An 18363-nucleotide genomic window follows, 5' to 3' on the forward strand; every position below is an offset into this window, starting at 1 on the left:
TTATTTTAATCCGGTGTACTCTTAAAAGTACACCGAATATTAGTATCTATTATTATCTGTTTAAGTATAAAGGTCCCGCAAGTTGCTGAAGTTTACCTGAAGCATTAGTATATTCTACAGTGTAGTAATACGTTCCTACTGGTAAAAGCTGATCGCCGTTTATAGTAGCACGACCATTACTCTCTCCTCTAAAGTACTGACCATCCTGACCATAACCTTTTACTCCATAAACCTCTACTCCCCAACGGTTATAAATACGTACAGTATTGTTTGGATACTGCTCAATACCTCTTATGACAAATACATCATTTAAACCATCGCCATTAGGAGTCATTATATCAAATACTTCTAAACCATCGGTCGCATTAGGATTATTATTGTTAACCTCTAAGAAATCTGGTATTCCATTACCATTTTCATCACCTAATTCATCTCCGTTAGGTATACCATCACCATCACAATCTCCATCAAGGAAATCTTGACTCACGTTTACTGTCTGGCTTTCTACTTCAAGACTACAAGAATCATTAGGATTAGTTCCATCTACACCTTCTCTACCATCTAATACTCCATCTCCATCGGTATCAGGATTTGTTGGGTCGGTAGTATTACCATTAGGATCTGCAGGAGTATTTGGATTATCAATCCCTGTTATTTCTTCCTCATTTGTTAACCCATCATTGTCACAATCTGCATTGTCAAACTCCGGTGTCGTTAGAAGAGTTTGACTATCTGCAACAAAATCACAAACATCAAACGGATCTGTACCATCTGCAATCTCATCTCCATTAGTAACTCCATCACCGTCACAATCAAGGGTGTCAAAATCACCTCCTACAGTTAGTGTAATACTACCAACTAAGAAATCACAAGGGTTATTAGGGTCTGTACCATCTTCTGCTTCATCTCCATCTGTTACTCCATCACCATCTGTATCAGCATTTGTAGGATCTGTTGTATTTCCATTTGGATCTGCAGGTGTATCAGGATCATCTATACCCGTTATTTCTTCACCATTATTTAAACCATCCATATCACAGTCAAGATCATTCCAAGCTTGAGTAGGATCAATAGATTGACTACTCACCTGTAAATCACAAGGGTCATTAGGGTCGGTCATATCACCAGCTTCATCGCCATCGGTTACTCCATCTCCATCACTATCAGGATTCTGTGGATCTGTGGTATTACCATTTGGATCGTTTGGAGTTGATGGATCATCAATTCCGGTTGTCTCCTCATTGTTAGTAAGGCCATCCATATCACAATCTGCACTGTCGTAAGCAGCATCAGTCATTTCTGTCTGGTTAGCTACTACTAGACTACAATTATCATTAGGATCTGTACCATCAAGCGCTTCTTGACCATCTGTTACTCCATCACCATCACTATCAATATCTAATGGATCTGTAATCTCACCATCAGGATCTGCAGGGGTAGTAGGATCGTCAACTCCAGTGAGCTCTTCACCATTATTTAAACCGTCCATATCACAATCAAGATCATTCCAAGCTGTCGTTGGCGTTACCGTTTGACTAGCAATCTCAAGAGCACAAGGATCATTAGGATCGGTCATATCTCCAGCTTCATCGCCATCGGTTACTCCATCTCCATCACTATCAGGATTCTGTGGATCTGTGGTATTACCATTTGGATCGTTTGGAGTTGATGGATCATCAATTCCTGTTGTCTCCTCATTGTTAGTAAGGCCATCCATATCACAATCTGCACTGTCGTAAGCGGCATCAGTCATTTCTGTCTGGTTAGCTACTACTAGACTACAATTATCATTAGGGTCTGTACCATCAAGCGCTTCTTGACCATCTGATACTCCATCACCATCACTATCAATATCTAATGGATCTGTAATCTCACCATCAGGATCTGCAGGGGTGGTAGGATCGTCAACTCCAGTAAGCTCTTCACCGTTATTTAAACCGTCCATATCACAATCAAGATCATTCCAAGCTGTCGTTGGCGTTACCGTTTGACTAGCAATCTCAAGAGCACAAGGATCATTAGGATCGGTCATATCTCCAGCTTCATCGCCATCGATTACTCCATCGCCATCACTATCAGGATTCTGTGGATCTGTGGTATTACCATTTGGATCGTTTGGAGTTGATGGATCATCAATTCCTGTTGTCTCCTCATTATTGGTAAGACCATCCATATCACAATCTGCACTGTCGTAAGCGGCATCAGTCATTTCTGTCTGGTTAGCTACTACTAGACTACAATTATCATTAGGGTCTGTACCATCAAACGCTTCTTGACCATCTGATACTCCATCACCATCACTATCAATATCTAATGGATCTGTAATCTCACCATCAGGATCTGCAGGGGTGGTAGGATCGTCAACTCCAGTAAGCTCTTCATTGTTTGTTAATCCATCATTATCACAATCATAATTAGGGAAATCAGTACAAGTTCCAATATATATTTGAACAGATGCAGTATCACAATTTGTTGGCACTGCAACCTCACATATCGTATATAAAACTGTGTAGTTTCCAGGAGAAGTCCCTGCAGGAACTATCAAAAGCCCATCTGAATCAATTATTAGTCCGTTTATTCCACCATTACTAGCAATTGAAATTGAAATTTCTGTATCACTTACGGGCACATTATTCATTAAATCATTTATGGTTATATCACCTACTACTACATCTTCTAAACTTGTATCAATAGGCGTTTGGCTATAATCATCATCAATAGCATCGATTGAATCTGGTGCGCTTACTACTACTGTAGCTGTCGCAGTATCACAGTTACTGTTAGTTGGTGCTGTACCATCTTCACAAACTGTATAATCTACTGTATAAGTGCCAGGTGCAGTGTTCGCTGCTACGGTTACTGTGCCATCAGCATTCACCGTAAGTGGACCATCTGTATTTGGAGTGATTGTAACATCTGCAGGGTCTACAGGCACACCATTAATTACATCATTAGAAAGAACATCACCTAAGGTAATACCATTAACTCCCTCTTCTGCTGTAGCTGTGTAGCTATCATCCATCGCATCAATTGGATCTGGTGCGCTTACTACTACTGTAGCTATGGCAGTCTCGCAATTTGATGGAACAGCTGTCTCACAAATCTGATAAGGAATTGTATATGTACCCGGTGCAGTACCGCTGGCTACTATAACATCTCCAGTAGCAGGGTCTATTGACAATTCCGCTGTTGGTGTAGCGGTTAAAGTAACATCTGCTGGATCTACCGTCGCTCCGTTTAAAGTGTCATTGGCTAATACATCACTAAAAGTAATACCAGTAACACCTTCCTCTGCAGTGGCTGTGTAGCTATCGTCCATCGCATCGATTGGGTCTGGTGCACTTACTACTACTGTAGCTGTCGCAGTCTCGCAATTTGATGGAACAGCTGTCTCACAAATTTGATAAGGAATTGTATATGTACCCTGTGCAGTACCGCTGGCTACTATAACATCTCCAGTAGCAGGGTCTATTGACAATTCCGCTGTTGGTGTAGCGGTTAAAGTAACATCGGCTGGATCTACCGTCGCTCCGTTTAAAGTGTCATTGGCCAATACATCACTAAAAGTAATACCAGTAACACCTTCCTCTGCTGTAGCTGTGTAGCTATCATCCATCGCATCGATTGGGTCTGGTGCGCTTACTACTACTGTAGCAGTCGCAGTATCACAGTTGCTGTTAGGTGGTGCTGTACCATCTTCACAAACTGTATAATCTACTGTATAAGTACCAGGTGCAGTGTTCGTTGCTACGGTTACTGTGCCATCCGCATTCACCGTAAGTGGACCATCTGTATTTGGAGTGACTGTAACATCTGCAGGGTCTACAGGTACTCCGTTGATGACATCATTAGAAAGAACATCACCTAAGGTAATACCAGTAACTCCATCTTCTGCTGTAGCTGTGTAGCTATCATCCATCGCATCAATTGGATCTGGTGCGCTTACCACTACTGTAGCTGTTGCAGTCTCGCAATTTGATGGAACAGCTGTCTCACAAATCTGATAAGGAATTGTATATGTACCCGGTGCAGTACCGCTGGCTACTATAACATCTCCAGTAGCAGGGTCTATTGACAATTCCGCTGTTGGTGTAGCGGTTAAAGTAACATCTGCTGGATCTACCGTCGCTCCGTTTAAAGTGTCATTGGCTAATACATCACTAAAAGTAATACCAGTAACACCTTCCTCTGCAGTGGCTGTGTAGCTATCGTCCATCGCATCGATTGGGTCTGGTGCACTTACTACTACTGTAGCTGTCGCAGTCTCGCAATTTGATGGAACAGCTGTCTCACAAATCTGATAAGGAATTGTATATGTACCCGGTGCAGTACCGCTGGCTACTATAACATCTCCAGTAGCAGGGTCTATTGACAATTCCGCTGTTGGTGTAGCGGTTAAAGTAACATCTGCTGGATCTACCGTCGCTCCGTTTAAAGTATCATTGGCTAATACATCACTAAAAGTAATACCAGTAACACCTTCCTCTGCTGTAGCTGTGTAGCTATCATCCATCGCATCGATTGGGTCCGGTGCGCTTACCACTACTGTAGCTGTCGCAGTATCACAGTTGCTATTAGGTGGCGCTGTACCATCTTCACAAACTGTATAATCTACTGTATAAGTACCAGGTGCAGTGTTCGCTGCTACGGTTACTGTGCCATCGGCATTCACCGTAAGTGGACCATCTGTATTTGGAGTGATTGTAACATCTGCAGGGTCTACAGGTACACCATTAATTACATCATTAGAAAGAACATCACCTAAGGTAATGCCATTAACTCCTTCTTCTGCTGTAGCTGTGTAGCTATCGTCCATCGCATCGATTGGGTCTGGTGCGCTTACTACCACTGTAGCTGTCGCAGTATCACAGTTACTGTTAGGTGGTGCTGTACCATCTTCACAAACTGTATAATCTACTGTATAAGTACCAGGTGCAGTGTTCGCTGCTACGGTTACTGTGCCATCGGCATTCACCGTAAGTGGACCATCTGTATTTGGAGTGATTGTAACATCTGCAGGGTCTACAGGTACACCATTAATTACATCATTAGAAAGAACATCACCTAAGGTAATGCCATTAACTCCTTCTTCTGCTGTAGCTGTGTAGCTATCGTCCATCGCATCGATTGGGTCTGGTGCGCTTACTACCACTGTAGCTGTCGCAGTATCACAGTTACTGTTAGGTGGTGCTGTACCATCTTCACAAACTGTATAATCTACTGTATAAGTACCAGGTGCAGTGTTCGCTGCTACGGTTACTGTGCCATCGGCATTCACCGTAAGTGGACCATCTGTATTTGGAGTGATTGTAACATCTGCAGGATCAACAGGTACTCCGTTGATGACATCATTAGAAAGAACATCACCTAAGGTAATACCAGTAACTCCTTCTTCTGCTGTAGCTGTGTAGCTATCGTCCATCGCATCGATTGGGTCTGGTGCGCTTACTACCACTGTAGCTGTCGCAGTATCACAGTTACTGTTAGGTGGTGCTGTACCATCTTCACAAACTGTATAATCTACTGTATAAGTACCAGGTGCAGTGTTCGCTGCTACGGTTACTGTGCCATCGGCATTCACCGTAAGTGGACCATCTGTATTTGGAGTGATTGTAACATCTGCAGGATCAACAGGTACTCCGTTGATGACATCATTAGAAAGAACATCACCTAAGGTAATACCAGTAACACCTTCTTCTGCTGTAGCTGTGTAGCTATCGTCCATCGCATCGATTGGGTCTGGTGCGCTTACTACTACTGTAGCAGTCGCAGTCTCGCAATTTGATGGAACAGCTGTCTCACAAATCTGATAAGGAATTGTATATGTACCCGGTGCAGTACCGCTGGCTACTATAACATCTCCAGTAGCAGGGTCTATTGACAATTCCGCTGTTGGTGTAGCGGTTAAAGTAACATCTGCTGGATCTACCGTCGCTCCGTTTAAAGTGTCATTGGCTAATACATCACTAAAAGTAATACCAGTAACACCTTCCTCTGCAGTGGCTGTGTAGCTATCGTCCATCGCATCGATTGGGTCTGGTGCACTTACTACTACTGTAGCTATGGCAGTCTCGCAATTTGATGGAACAGCTGTCTCACAAATCTGATAAGGAATTGTATATGTACCCGGTGCAGTACCGCTGGCTACTATAACATCTCCAGTAGCAGGGTCTATTGACAATTCCGCTGTTGGTGTAGCGGTTAAAGTAACATCTGCTGGATCTACCGTCGCTCCGTTTAAAGTATCATTGGCTAATACATCACTAAAAGTAATACCAGTAACACCTTCCTCTGCTGTAGCTGTGTAGCTATCATCCATCGCATCGATTGGGTCCGGTGCGCTTACCACTACTGTAGCTGTCGCAGTATCACAGTTGCTATTAGGTGGTGCTGTACCCTCTTCACAAACTGTATAATCTACTGTATAAGTACCAGGTGCAGTGTTCGCTGCTACGGTTACTGTGCCATCGGCATTCACCGTAAGTGGACCATCTGTATTTGGAGTGATTGTAACATCTGCAGGGTCTACAGGTACACCATTAATTACATCATTAGAAAGAACATCACCTAAGGTAATGCCATTAACTCCTTCTTCTGCTGTAGCTGTGTAGCTATCGTCCATCGCATCGATTGGGTCTGGTGCGCTTACTACCACTGTAGCTGTCGCAGTATCACAGTTACTGTTAGGTGGTGCTGTACCATCTTCACAAACTGTATAATCTACTGTATAAGTACCAGGTGCAGTGTTCGCTGCTACGGTTACTGTGCCATCCGCATTCACCGTAAGTGGACCATCTGTATTTGGAGTGATTGTAACATCTGCAGGATCAACAGGTACTCCGTTGATGACATCATTAGAAAGAACATCACCTAAGGTAATACCAGTAACACCTTCTTCTGCTGTAGCTGTGTAGCTATCGTCCATCGCATCGATTGGGTCTGGTGCGCTTACTACTACTGTAGCTATGGCAGTCTCGCAATTTGATGGAACAGCTGTCTCACAAATCTGATAAGGAATTGTATATGTACCCGGTGCAGTACCGCTGGCTACTATAACATCTCCAGTAGCAGGGTCTATTGACAATTCCGCTGTTGGTGTAGCGGTTAAAGTAACATCTGCTGGATCTACCGTCGCTCCGTTTAAAGTGTCATTGGCTAATACATCACTAAAAGTAATACCAGTAACACCTTCCTCTGCAGTGGCTGTGTAGCTATCGTCCATCGCATCGATTGGGTCTGGTGCACTTACTACTACTGTCGCTGTCGCAGTCTCGCAATTTGATGGAACAGCTGTCTCACAAATCTGATAAGGAATTGTATATGTACCCGGTGCAGTACCGCTGGCTACTATAACATCTCCAGTAGCAGGGTCTATTGACAATTCCGCTGTTGGTGTAGCGGTTAAAGTAACATCTGCTGGATCTACCGTCGCTCCGTTTAAAGTGTCATTGGCTAATACATCACTAAAAGTAATACCAGTAACACCTTCCTCTGCTGTAGCTGTGTAGCTATCGTCCATCGCATCGATTGGGTCTGGTGCGCTTACTACCACTGTAGCTGTCGCAGTATCACAGTTACTGTTAGGTGGTGCCGTACCATCTTCACAAACTGTATAATCTACTGTATAAGTACCAGGTGCAGTGTTCGCTGCTACGGTTACTGTGCCATCCGCATTCACCGTAAGTGGACCATCTGTATTTGGAGTGATTGTAACATCTGCAGGGTCTACAGGTACTCCGTTGATGACATCATTAGAAAGAACATCACCTAAGGTAATGCCATTAACTCCTTCTTCTGCTGTAGCTGTGTAGCTATCATCCATCGCATCGATTGGGTCCGGTGCACTTACCACTACTGTAGCTGTTGCAGTCTCGCAATTTGATGGAACAGCTGTCTCACAAATTTGATAAGGAATTGTATAAGTACCAGGTGCAGTACCGCTGGCTACTATAACATCTCCAGTAGCAGGGTCTATTGACAATTCCGCTGTTGGTGTAGCGGTTAAAGTAACATCTGCTGGATCTACCGTCGCTCCGTTTAAAGTGTCATTGGCTAATACATCACTAAAAGTAATACCAGTAACACCTTCTTCTGCTGTAGCTGTGTAGCTATCGTCCATCGCATCGATTGGGTCTGGTGCGCTTACCACTACTGTAGCTGTCGCAGTATCACAGTTGCTGTTAGGGGGTGCTGTACCATCTTCACAAATTGTATAATCTACTGTATAAGTACCAGGTGCAGTGTTCGCTGCTACGGTTACTGTGCCATCGGCATTCACCGTAAGTGGACCATCTGTATTTGGAGTGATTGTAACATCTGCAGGATCAACAGGTACTCCGTTGATGACATCATTAGAAAGAACATCACCTAACGTAATGCCATTAACTCCTTCTTCTGCTGTAGCTGTGTAGCTATCGTCCATCGCATCGATTGGGTCCGGTGCGCTTACTACTACTGTAGCTGTCGCAGTATCACAGTTACTGTTAGGTGGAGCTGTACCATCTTCACAAATTGTATAATCTACTGTATAAGTGCCAGGTGCAGTGTTCGCTGCTACGGTTACTGTGCCATCGGCATTCACCGTAAGTGGACCATCTGTATTTGGAGTGATTGTAACATCTGCAGGATCAACAGGTACTCCGTTGATGACATCATTAGAAAGAACATCACCTAAGGTAATGCCATTAACTCCCTCTTCTGCTGTAGCTGTGTAGCTATCATCCATCGCATCGATTGGGTCCGGTGCACTTACCACTACTGTAGCTGTTGCAGTCTCGCAATTTGATGGAACAGCTGTCTCACAAATTTGATAAGGAATTGTATAAGTACCAGGTGCAGTACCGCTGGCTACTATAACATCTCCAGTAGCAGGGTCTATTGACAATTCCGCTGTTGGTGTAGCGGTTAAAGTAACATCTGCTGGATCTACCGTCGCTCCGTTTAAAGTGTCATTGGCTAATACATCACTAAAAGTAATACCAGTAACACCTTCTTCTGCTGTAGCTGTGTAGCTATCATCCATCGCATCGATTGGGTCTGGTGCGCTTACCACTACTGTAGCTGTCGCAGTATCACAGTTACTGTTAGGTGGTGCTGTACCATCTTCACAAACTGTATAATCTACTGTATAAGTACCAGGTGCAGTGTTCGCTGCTACGGTTACTGTGCCATCGGCATTCACCGTAAGTGGACCATCTGTATTTGGAGTGATTGTAACATCTGCAGGATCTACAGGTACACCATTAATGACATCATTAGAAAGAACATCACCTAAGGTAATACCAGTAACACCTTCCTCTGCGGTAGCTGTGTAACTATCATCCATCGCATCAATTGGATCCGGTTTGCTTACTACTACTGTAGCAGTTGCAGTATCACAGTTGCTGTTAGGTGGGGCTGTACCATCTTCGCAAACTGTATAGTCTACTGTATAAGTGCCAGGTGCAGTGTTCGCTGCTACGGTTACTGTGCCATCGGCATTCACCGTAAGTGGACCATCTGTATTTGGAGTGATTGTAACATCTGCAGGGTCTACAGGTACACCATTAATGACATCATTAGAAAGAACATCACCTAAGGTAATGCCATTAACTCCCTCCTCTGCTGTAGCTGTGTAGCTATCATCCATCGCATCGATTGGGTCCGGTGCACTTACCACTACTGTAGCTGTTGCAGTCTCGCAATTTGATGGAACAGCTGTCTCACAAATTTGATAAGGAATTGTATAAGTACCAGGTGCAGTACCGCTGGCTACTATAACATCTCCAGTAGCAGGGTCTATTGACAATTCCGCTGTTGGTGTAGCGGTTAAAGTAACATCTGCTGGATCTACCGTCGCTCCGTTTAAAGTATCATTGGCTAATACATCACTAAAAGTAATACCAGTAACACCTTCCTCTGCTGTAGCTGTGTAGCTATCATCCATCGCATCGATTGGGTCCGGTGCGCTTACCACTACTGTAGCTGTCGCAGTATCACAGTTGCTATTAGGTGGCGCTGTACCATCTTCACAAACTGTATAATCTACTGTATAAGTACCAGGTGCAGTGTTCGCTGCTACGGTTACTGTGCCATCGGCATTCACCGTAAGTGGACCATCTGTATTTGGAGTGATTGTAACATCTGCAGGGTCTACAGGTACACCATTAATTACATCATTAGAAAGAACATCACCTAAGGTAATGCCATTAACTCCTTCTTCTGCTGTAGCTGTGTAGCTATCGTCCATCGCATCGATTGGGTCTGGTGCGCTTACTACCACTGTAGCTGTCGCAGTATCACAGTTACTGTTAGGTGGTGCTGTACCATCTTCGCAAACTGTATAGTCTACTGTATAAGTGCCAGGTGCAGTGTTCGCTGCTACGGTTACTGTGCCATCGGCATTCACCGTAAGTGGACCATCTGTATTTGGAGTGATTGTAACATCTGCAGGATCAACAGGTACTCCGTTGATGACATCATTAGAAAGAATATCACCTAAGGTAATGCCATTAACTCCCTCTTCTGCAGTGGCTGTGTAGCTATCATCCATCGCATCGATTGGGTCCGGTGCGCTTACTACTACTGTAGCTGTCGCAGTATCACAGTTACTGTTAGGTGGTGCTGTACCATCTTCACAAACTGTATAATCTACTGTATAAGTACCAGGTGCAGTGTTCGCTGCTACGGTTACTGTGCCATCCACATTCACCGTAAGTGGACCATCTGTATTTGGAGTGATTGTAACATCTGCAGTGTCTACAGGTACACCATTAATTACATCATTAGAAAGAACATCACCTAAGGTAATGCCATTAACTCCCTCCTCTGCGGTAGCTGTGTAGCTATCATCCATCGCATCAATTGGATCCGGTTTGCTTACTACTACTGTAGCAGTTGCAGTATCACAGTTACTGTTAGGTGGTGCTGTACCATCTTGACAAACTGTATAATCTACTGTATAAGTACCAGGTGCAGTGTTCGCTGCTACGGTTACTGTGCCATCCACATTCACCGTAAGTGGACCATCTGTATTTGGAGTGATTGTAACATCTGCAGGGTCTACAGGTATACCATTAATTACGTCATTAGAAAGAACATCACCTAAGGTAATGCCATTAACTCCTTCTTCTGCTGTAGCTGTGTAACTATCATCCATCGCATCAATTGGATCTGATGCGCTTACTACTACTGTAGCTGTCGCAGTATCACAGTTGCTGTTAGGTGGTGCTGTACCATCTTCACAAACTGTATAATCTACTGTATAAGTACCAGGTGCAGTGTTCGCTGCTACGGTTACTGTGCCATCCGCATTCACCGTAAGTGGACCATCTGTATTTGGAGTGATTGTAACATCTGCAGGATCAACAGGTACTCCGTTGATGACATCATTAGAAAGAACATCACCTAAGGTAATACCAGTAACACCTTCTTCTGCAGTGGCTGTGTAGCTATCGTCCATCGCATCGATTGGGTCTGGTGCGCTTATTACTACTGTAGCTGTCGCAGTATCACAGTTACTGTTAGGTGGTGCTGTACCATCTTCACAAACTGTATAATCTACTGTATAAGTGCCAGGTGCAGTGTTCGCTGCTACGGTTACTGTGCCATCGGCATTCACCGTAAGTGGACCATCTGTATTTGGAGTGATTGTAACATCTGCAGGGTCTACAGGTACACCATTAATTACATCATTAGAAAGAACATCACCTAAGGTAATGCCATTAACTCCTTCTTCTGCTGTAGCTGTGTAGCTATCATCCATCGCATCGATTGGGTCCGGTGCACTTACCACTACTGTAGCTGTCGCAGTATCACAGTTGCTGTCAGGGGGGGTTGTTCCATCTTGACAAACTGTATAATCTACTGTATAAGTACCAGGTGCAGTGTTTGCTGCTACGGTTACTGTGCCATCGGCATTCACCGTAAGTGGACCATCTGTATTTGGAGTGATTGTAACATCTGCAGGGTCTACAGGTACACCATTAATTACGTCATTAGAAAGAACATCACCTAAGGTAATGCCATTAACTCCTTCTTCTGCTGTAGCTGTGTAGCTATCGTCCATCGCATCAATTGGTACACCTAGATTTTTATCTAAAGTAACTGGTGCATTATCTGTTGCTGGGTTACCACCAACGTCAGTTACATCTGCAGTAACAGTGATGGGACCATTTGAAAGACTAGAAATATCCACATCTGTAGCCGTCCATACGCCACCCGTTACGGTTGCGGTGGTCGTAACAGTGTTTGTACCATCTGAGAATGTTACGGTTACAATCTGACCATCCTCGACATCTGTTGTAGTTCCAGAAGTGCTTACACTACCTACCTCTGCGCTATCTACAATATTATCCCCTTCAATAGGAGTATCAATCGTTATGGTAGGCGCAGTTTTATCTCCATTTAATGTAATTATGAGTTGTGCTTGATCAGTTGCAACACCATCCGATAATACATAATCAAAATCTTCTGTCAATGTCTGCCCGGTCAATAACCCAGCAACCGCGGGATTACTTGTATCTGGGGTATAAGTATATGTTCCATCAGGGAAGACTTCTATACTCCCGTATTCTCCTACAAAAACAGAACCACCTACAGCAACAGGATTTCCATCAATCTCAATTATAACAATATCTTCTGCCTTGCCTTGCCAGTATATATCTGATATTCCTGCAATTTGCCCTCCAGGAGGATTATCCGTAACATTTGGACCATAGTTATAACTAAATATCAGCTCATTTACAGGCTCCTCAAAAAGAATATTAATGTTACCTGTAGCATCACTAGGCACTGCGTTTCCTATTCCATAAAATGTATCTCCCCCGGCATCTACTACTCCCCCTGTAGTGACAAATTTATAAGCTGATGTCACTCCGTCCAGTGACCCGTTAATTTTAATTTGATCTTGCCAAACTGTTGCTTGTGAAAAATCAATGTCAACCAGTAAAAAACCTAGATTAAACACTGGCTCATCAAAAGTAATTCGGAGTTCTGTATCATTAACTGGATTTGTGCTAGCCTGAATACCAAATCTTAAATACCCAAAGTGGCCTCCATTTGTTCCAGTTAACGCCACTGTTTGATTTTGATTAGGAATACCAATATTATCCACATCAGTTGAGAAAAACTCAAGCTGCACGCCATTAACGCCTCTTATTTGACCATCAACAGGTGTAGAGTATTGAGGACTGGGACCTGCGGTTGGAAACTCTGTTTCCCATACGAGTGTAGTCAATCCTCTATCTATAAAATCTACTCCGTTAACCCCTTCGTCGGTAATTATGTTTCCACTTACATCCACCTCAGTAACTACTGTAATACTATCTGCATTATCCTGAGCATCTGGAGCTTCGTCTACACCGTTTATGGTTATTGACAATATTCCGTAGTCAATAATATCATTATTATCTTTAATTGTATATGAAATTATATCTACCAAAGATTCTCCCGTCTTCAAACCTGTAACTGACGAACTAGATTCATCTACATCATATGTATATGTACCATTTGATTGTATAACAATTGACCCATATAATGTTTCATAAAGCACCCCCACCTGTGTAGGATATACATCTACTTCAGACACGACAAGTCCAGCACCAGTATCATTAACTAGTACATCACCCGTTATCGTACCTGCATTATCACCGTTAACTGCATCTGTATCATCGCTGGCTACGGGGCCATTTGCAAAAACTCTTATAATGTTCTGCGCACTTCCAGAGGCGCCATTTGGATCAATTACTTGTATAGTAACTGTTCTTATGCCCGGAGTAGGTGTATTTGTGGCATTCCTATAGTATAAAGTGCTCAAGAACTCTAAAAAAACATCATTAGATATAGGGTTACCACTCGCCTCAGTAACAACAAAATTAGAAGTAGTTTGTGCTACTCTTAAAGTAACACCACCTACTGTAAAATTTGTAGTACTAAATGGAGCTGTCAAAAACAAATTAGTAGGCCCGAGTGTGCTATATAAAATTTCGTTTGGATCAACATTATTTGCAAAATCGATTATTGCGCTTTGTATTGTACTAGTGTCAGAAGACAAGCTTGGAACAACCGACAAACCTGAAATATTGCCCGTTGTAGGTCTAAACTGCACCTCATTATCTACCCCAACATCATAAAAGTCGAGATCCAGAACAGGATCTGCATAAAAGGTACTTATTTTTAACTCATCGCTACAGCTCTCAACCACTTCATTTGGTGCTGCTAGAGAAGAACCTATTAAAAGCATATACAGCACAGAAAAAACACCGAGTTTACCCAGAGCACTTTTCACACTAGTTATTGACATTGCCATCTCACTCTTATGAGATAAGAAAGATGATTTTTTAATCTGTCCAGAAGGAATAGTAATTTTTCCCATATATAAATTCTTTTTTTAAACACTTTAATGATTTCGCCTTAAAGCTTAACTATCAATAAAACTAGATATGCGCTTCTCCTAAAGAGGAAGACAAAACATTACTTACAAATCTAATTTAATTACTTGTATAAGTTACAATTAACATACACTTAATCGTTAATATTTAACTTTTTAACGATTGACGAGCTCATTTATATCGATGAAATACAGTTTAGTGTCGACGAATTGCTTTAGTTGTTTTTTTTATAAATGCCTCAATAATAAGTAATTAACAATAGGCCTAAAATCACAACTTATAAATACATACGAACTGCCTTAAGGTTCGGTTTGGAAATTTTTAAAAAATCTCAGAGTGAGAAACATCATTCCCTCTAGGGCTAGCAGTCCTTAATTTTATTTTGTCAAAAAAATGTAGAAAACCCTTTGTAAAAACTAGAAAAGACTTAAATTTGCATCCGCTATGAGAAATAGTGATGTTCTTTACAGAATGAAATGCGAAAGTAGCTCAGGGGTAGAGCATCACCTTGCCAAGGTGGGGGTCGCGAGTTCAAATCTCGTCTTTCGCTCAAAATTTTAAATAATTACGCTTTCGCGAAAGCGTATAGAAAATATACCAATTTTATTTTCACATCCGTGAGAATATGCTCGAGTGGTGGAATTGGTAGACACGTTGGACTTAAAATCCAATGTCCATTAGGACGTACGGGTTCAAGTCCCGTCTCGAGTACAAAAGGCTTCCATTTAGGAAGCCTTTTTTATTTTATAACTATTAATAATGGCTATAGTCTATATACTCTATTCCGAAAACCTTGACCGCTATTATATAGGCAGCTGCCTAGATTTAGAACAAAGAATTCAGCAACATATACTAAACAATAAAGGGTTTACCGCTAGAGCACAAGATTGGAAAATCTTCTTTAAAATAATAAATTTAGAATATCAACAAGCACGGAGAATCGAAAAGCATATCAAGAATATGAAAAGCAAAACATATTTAGTAAACCTCAAAAAGTATGACGAAATAACACAAAAGCTGATTCAAAAGTATAAATAACGGGTTCATCCCGATAGCTATCGGGACCCGTCTCGAGTACAAAAGGCTTCCATTTAGGAAGCCTTTTTTTTGTTTTAATCAATTTAATGCCAACACATTAAGATGTTGATTTACTCTTTTTCTTAACAAGCATTCTTTTTATTTCGTTAAGTTTCATAAGCGCCTCTACCGGTGTAAGCGTGTCAATATCTATATGAAGTATCTCTTCTTTTATTTCTTCTAGTAAAGGATCATCTAGATTAAAGAAGCTAAGCTGCATTTCTTCCTCTGCAGCATCTTTTAAGGTACCCGTAAGCTCTTCACTACCGTGAGACTTTTCTAGCTTACCCATCATCTTAGTAGCGCGACGCAGTACTTGCTGTGGCATTCCCGCCATTTTTGCTACGTGTATACCAAAACTATGCGCACTTCCTCCTGGCACCAGTTTACGTAAGAATAAGACGTTGTCTTTAAGCTCTTTTACAGAGACGTTATAGTTCTTAATACGCTCAAAGGTTTCACACATCTCGTTGAGCTCGTGATAGTGTGTGGCAAAAAGCGTTTTTGGCCTGCCACGGTGCTCGTGTAGGTACTCACTTATTGCCCAGGCTATAGATATACCGTCATAGGTACTTGTCCCCCTACCTATCTCATCTAGTAAAACTAGGCTTCGGTCGCTCAAATTATTAAGTATACTAGCTGTCTCATTCATCTCTACCATAAAGGTACTCTCACCCATAGATATATTATCACTAGCTCCTACTCTAGTAAAAATCTTATCTACTAGACCTATATGAGCCGCTTGGGCTGGTACAAAACTTCCCATTTGAGCAAGCAGCACTATTAATGCTGTTTGCCTTAAAATAGCACTCTTACCAGACATATTAGGCCCCGTGATCATAATCATTTGTTGATCTGCACTATCTAGATATACATCATTTGTAACATATGCCTCACCTAGTGGCAGTTGCTTTTCTATAACAGGGTGACGCCCTTCCTTTATGTCTATTACTTGAGACTCATCTAGGGTGGGTCTCACATAATTATTTTCTCTTGCAAGTTGTGTAAAGCCTAGCAAACAATCAAGCTGTGCAATTTGTGTTGCATTAGCCTGTACTTGTGGAATAAAACCACCTACCCAACTCACCAGCTCAGCAAATAGTTGCTGCTCTATACCTTGTATACGTTCTTCTGCCCCAAGTATTTTACCCTCATACTCCTTAAGCTCATCTGTAATGTAACGCTCAGCATTAACAAGAGTTTGTTTTCTGATCCACTCCTCAGGCACCTTATCTTTATGTGTATTTCTTACTTCTATATAATACCCAAAAACGTTATTTGATGCTATTTTTAAAGAAGTAATACCAGTGCGCTCTGTCTCGCGCTCCAGCATCTTTTCTAGGTAATCCTTACCTCCTTGTGATAATGCTCGTAAATCATCTAGTTCTTTATGAAAACCAGGAGCAATTGCTCCACCTTTCACTATAGAGACAGGAGCTTCTTCTCTTAAGGTTTCTTTTATTTTAGAACGTAATACTTCACAGTTCTGCAACTGCTCCCCTATAATTTTAAGCGATTCATTATCTGTACCAGATGCTAGCGTTTTAATAGGTACAATAGCCTCTAGCGAGTTTTTGAGTTGTATCACCTCGCGAGGGCTAATCTTAGCCGTGGCAACCTTGCTTATTAAACGCTCAAGGTCTCCTATCTGCTTGATATGACCCTGCATTTTATCAAAAATATTGCCGTTATCTGATAAAAATGACACCACCTCGTGACGGCGTTTTATCTCATCTACTCTTTTAAGTGGCAATGCGAGCCATCTTTTAAGAAGGCGCCCACCCATTGCAGAGGTAGTTTTATCAATTATATCTATTAGGGTGATAGCCTTTACGCCAGAAGCAGAGTTATACAACTCTAAGTTACGTATAGTAAAGCGATCCATCCACACATAATCATCTGCAGCAATACGACTTATGCTTGTGATATGTTGTAGTTTATGGTGTTGCGTCTCTCCTAGATAATGTAAAGCAGCCCCAGCAGCTATAACACCTGCCGTAAGATGCTCAACACCAAAACCTTTAAGAGATTTCACATCAAAGTGCTTATGCAATGATTCTCTCGCATAATCTATGTGAAAAACCCAATCTTCTTGATAAAAAGTGTGATAATCTGGCCCATACGATTCTATGAATTTCTTTTTTTGAGCCTTAGAAACAAGTAATTCACTAGGAGTAAAATTCTGTAACAACTTATCTACATAAGCAACATCACCTTGAGCCGTAAGATACTCTCCCGTAGACACATCTAAAAAAGAAACACCCACCTTGTCTTTTTCAAAATATACAGCTCCCAGAAAGTTATTTGTCTTTGCAGAGAGTATATCATCATTCATCGCGACACCAGGCGTAACAAGCTCTGTAACGCCTCGCTTTACGATTTTTTTTGTTTGTTTTGGGTCCTCAAGTTGATCACAAATAGCGACACGACAACCCGCTTTTACCAGTTTAGGCAGGTATGTATTGAGCGAGTGATGCGGGAAACCCGCAAGCTCAGTGCGCTCTCCACCATTATTACGATTAGTTAACGTGATATTGAGAATAGCAGCAGCTTTTACCGCATCTTCACCAAATGTTTCGTAAAAATCGCCAACTCTAAAGAGTAACAAAGCATCAGGATATTTTGCCTTGATACCATTGTATTGTTGCATTAATGGGGTCACTTTCTTCTTTGCCAAACTGTAATTTTTAAGGAAAATAAAAATACGCCATTCTTTTGTGTTGACATTAATGACCTAAGGAATGTTATCCCCAGTTTTACACATTTTTTTAGTCCGCTTTCGCGAAAGCGTAAAATAAAGCGCTTTAAGAGCTTTTTACTGCGACCAATACACAAAAGTAAACCGCTAAATATTAAATCGATTTAAACCAATTTAAAATCGTCCAAAAACAATAGAAAGATTCTATTGTGTTTTTAT

General features: G+C 41.9%; 3 protein-coding genes and 2 tRNA genes. 3 read left to right on the forward strand and 2 right to left on the reverse strand.

Going from position 1 to position 18363, the window contains the following annotated elements; genetic code table 11:
- Window positions 1-52: 52 nt before the first annotated feature.
- Complete coding sequence (locus MED134_RS07345) at window positions 53-14353, reverse strand: gliding motility-associated C-terminal domain-containing protein (RefSeq protein WP_038597430.1); 14301 nt, start codon at window positions 14351-14353, stop codon at window positions 53-55.
- 494 nt (window positions 14354-14847) lie between these two features.
- Between MED134_RS07345 and MED134_RS07350 the strand changes: the two genes are divergently transcribed.
- The 3 genes from MED134_RS07350 to MED134_RS07360 all read left to right on the forward strand — a co-directional run bounded on the left by MED134_RS07350 (window position 14848) and on the right by MED134_RS07360 (window position 15407).
- Window positions 14848-14919: transfer RNA gene (locus tag MED134_RS07350), tRNA-Gly, on the forward strand.
- 77 nt (window positions 14920-14996) lie between these two features.
- Window positions 14997-15080 (forward strand) — tRNA-Leu (locus MED134_RS07355).
- 48 nt (window positions 15081-15128) lie between these two features.
- Window positions 15129-15407 (forward strand): GIY-YIG nuclease family protein, encoded by a 279-nt coding sequence (locus MED134_RS07360; protein WP_038597433.1) that lies wholly within the window; start codon window positions 15129-15131, stop codon window positions 15405-15407.
- A 97-nt stretch (window positions 15408-15504) separates the two neighbouring features.
- Here MED134_RS07360 and mutS read toward each other — a convergent pair whose 3' ends face one another.
- Complete coding sequence (gene mutS, locus MED134_RS07365) at window positions 15505-18096, reverse strand: DNA mismatch repair protein MutS (RefSeq protein ID WP_193352754.1); 2592 nt, start codon at window positions 18094-18096, stop codon at window positions 15505-15507.
- Between the last annotated feature and the right edge of the window lie 267 nt (window positions 18097-18363).

The sequence above is a fragment of the Dokdonia sp. MED134 genome (assembly GCF_000152925.2).
Lineage (GTDB): Bacteria > Bacteroidota > Bacteroidia > Flavobacteriales > Flavobacteriaceae > Dokdonia.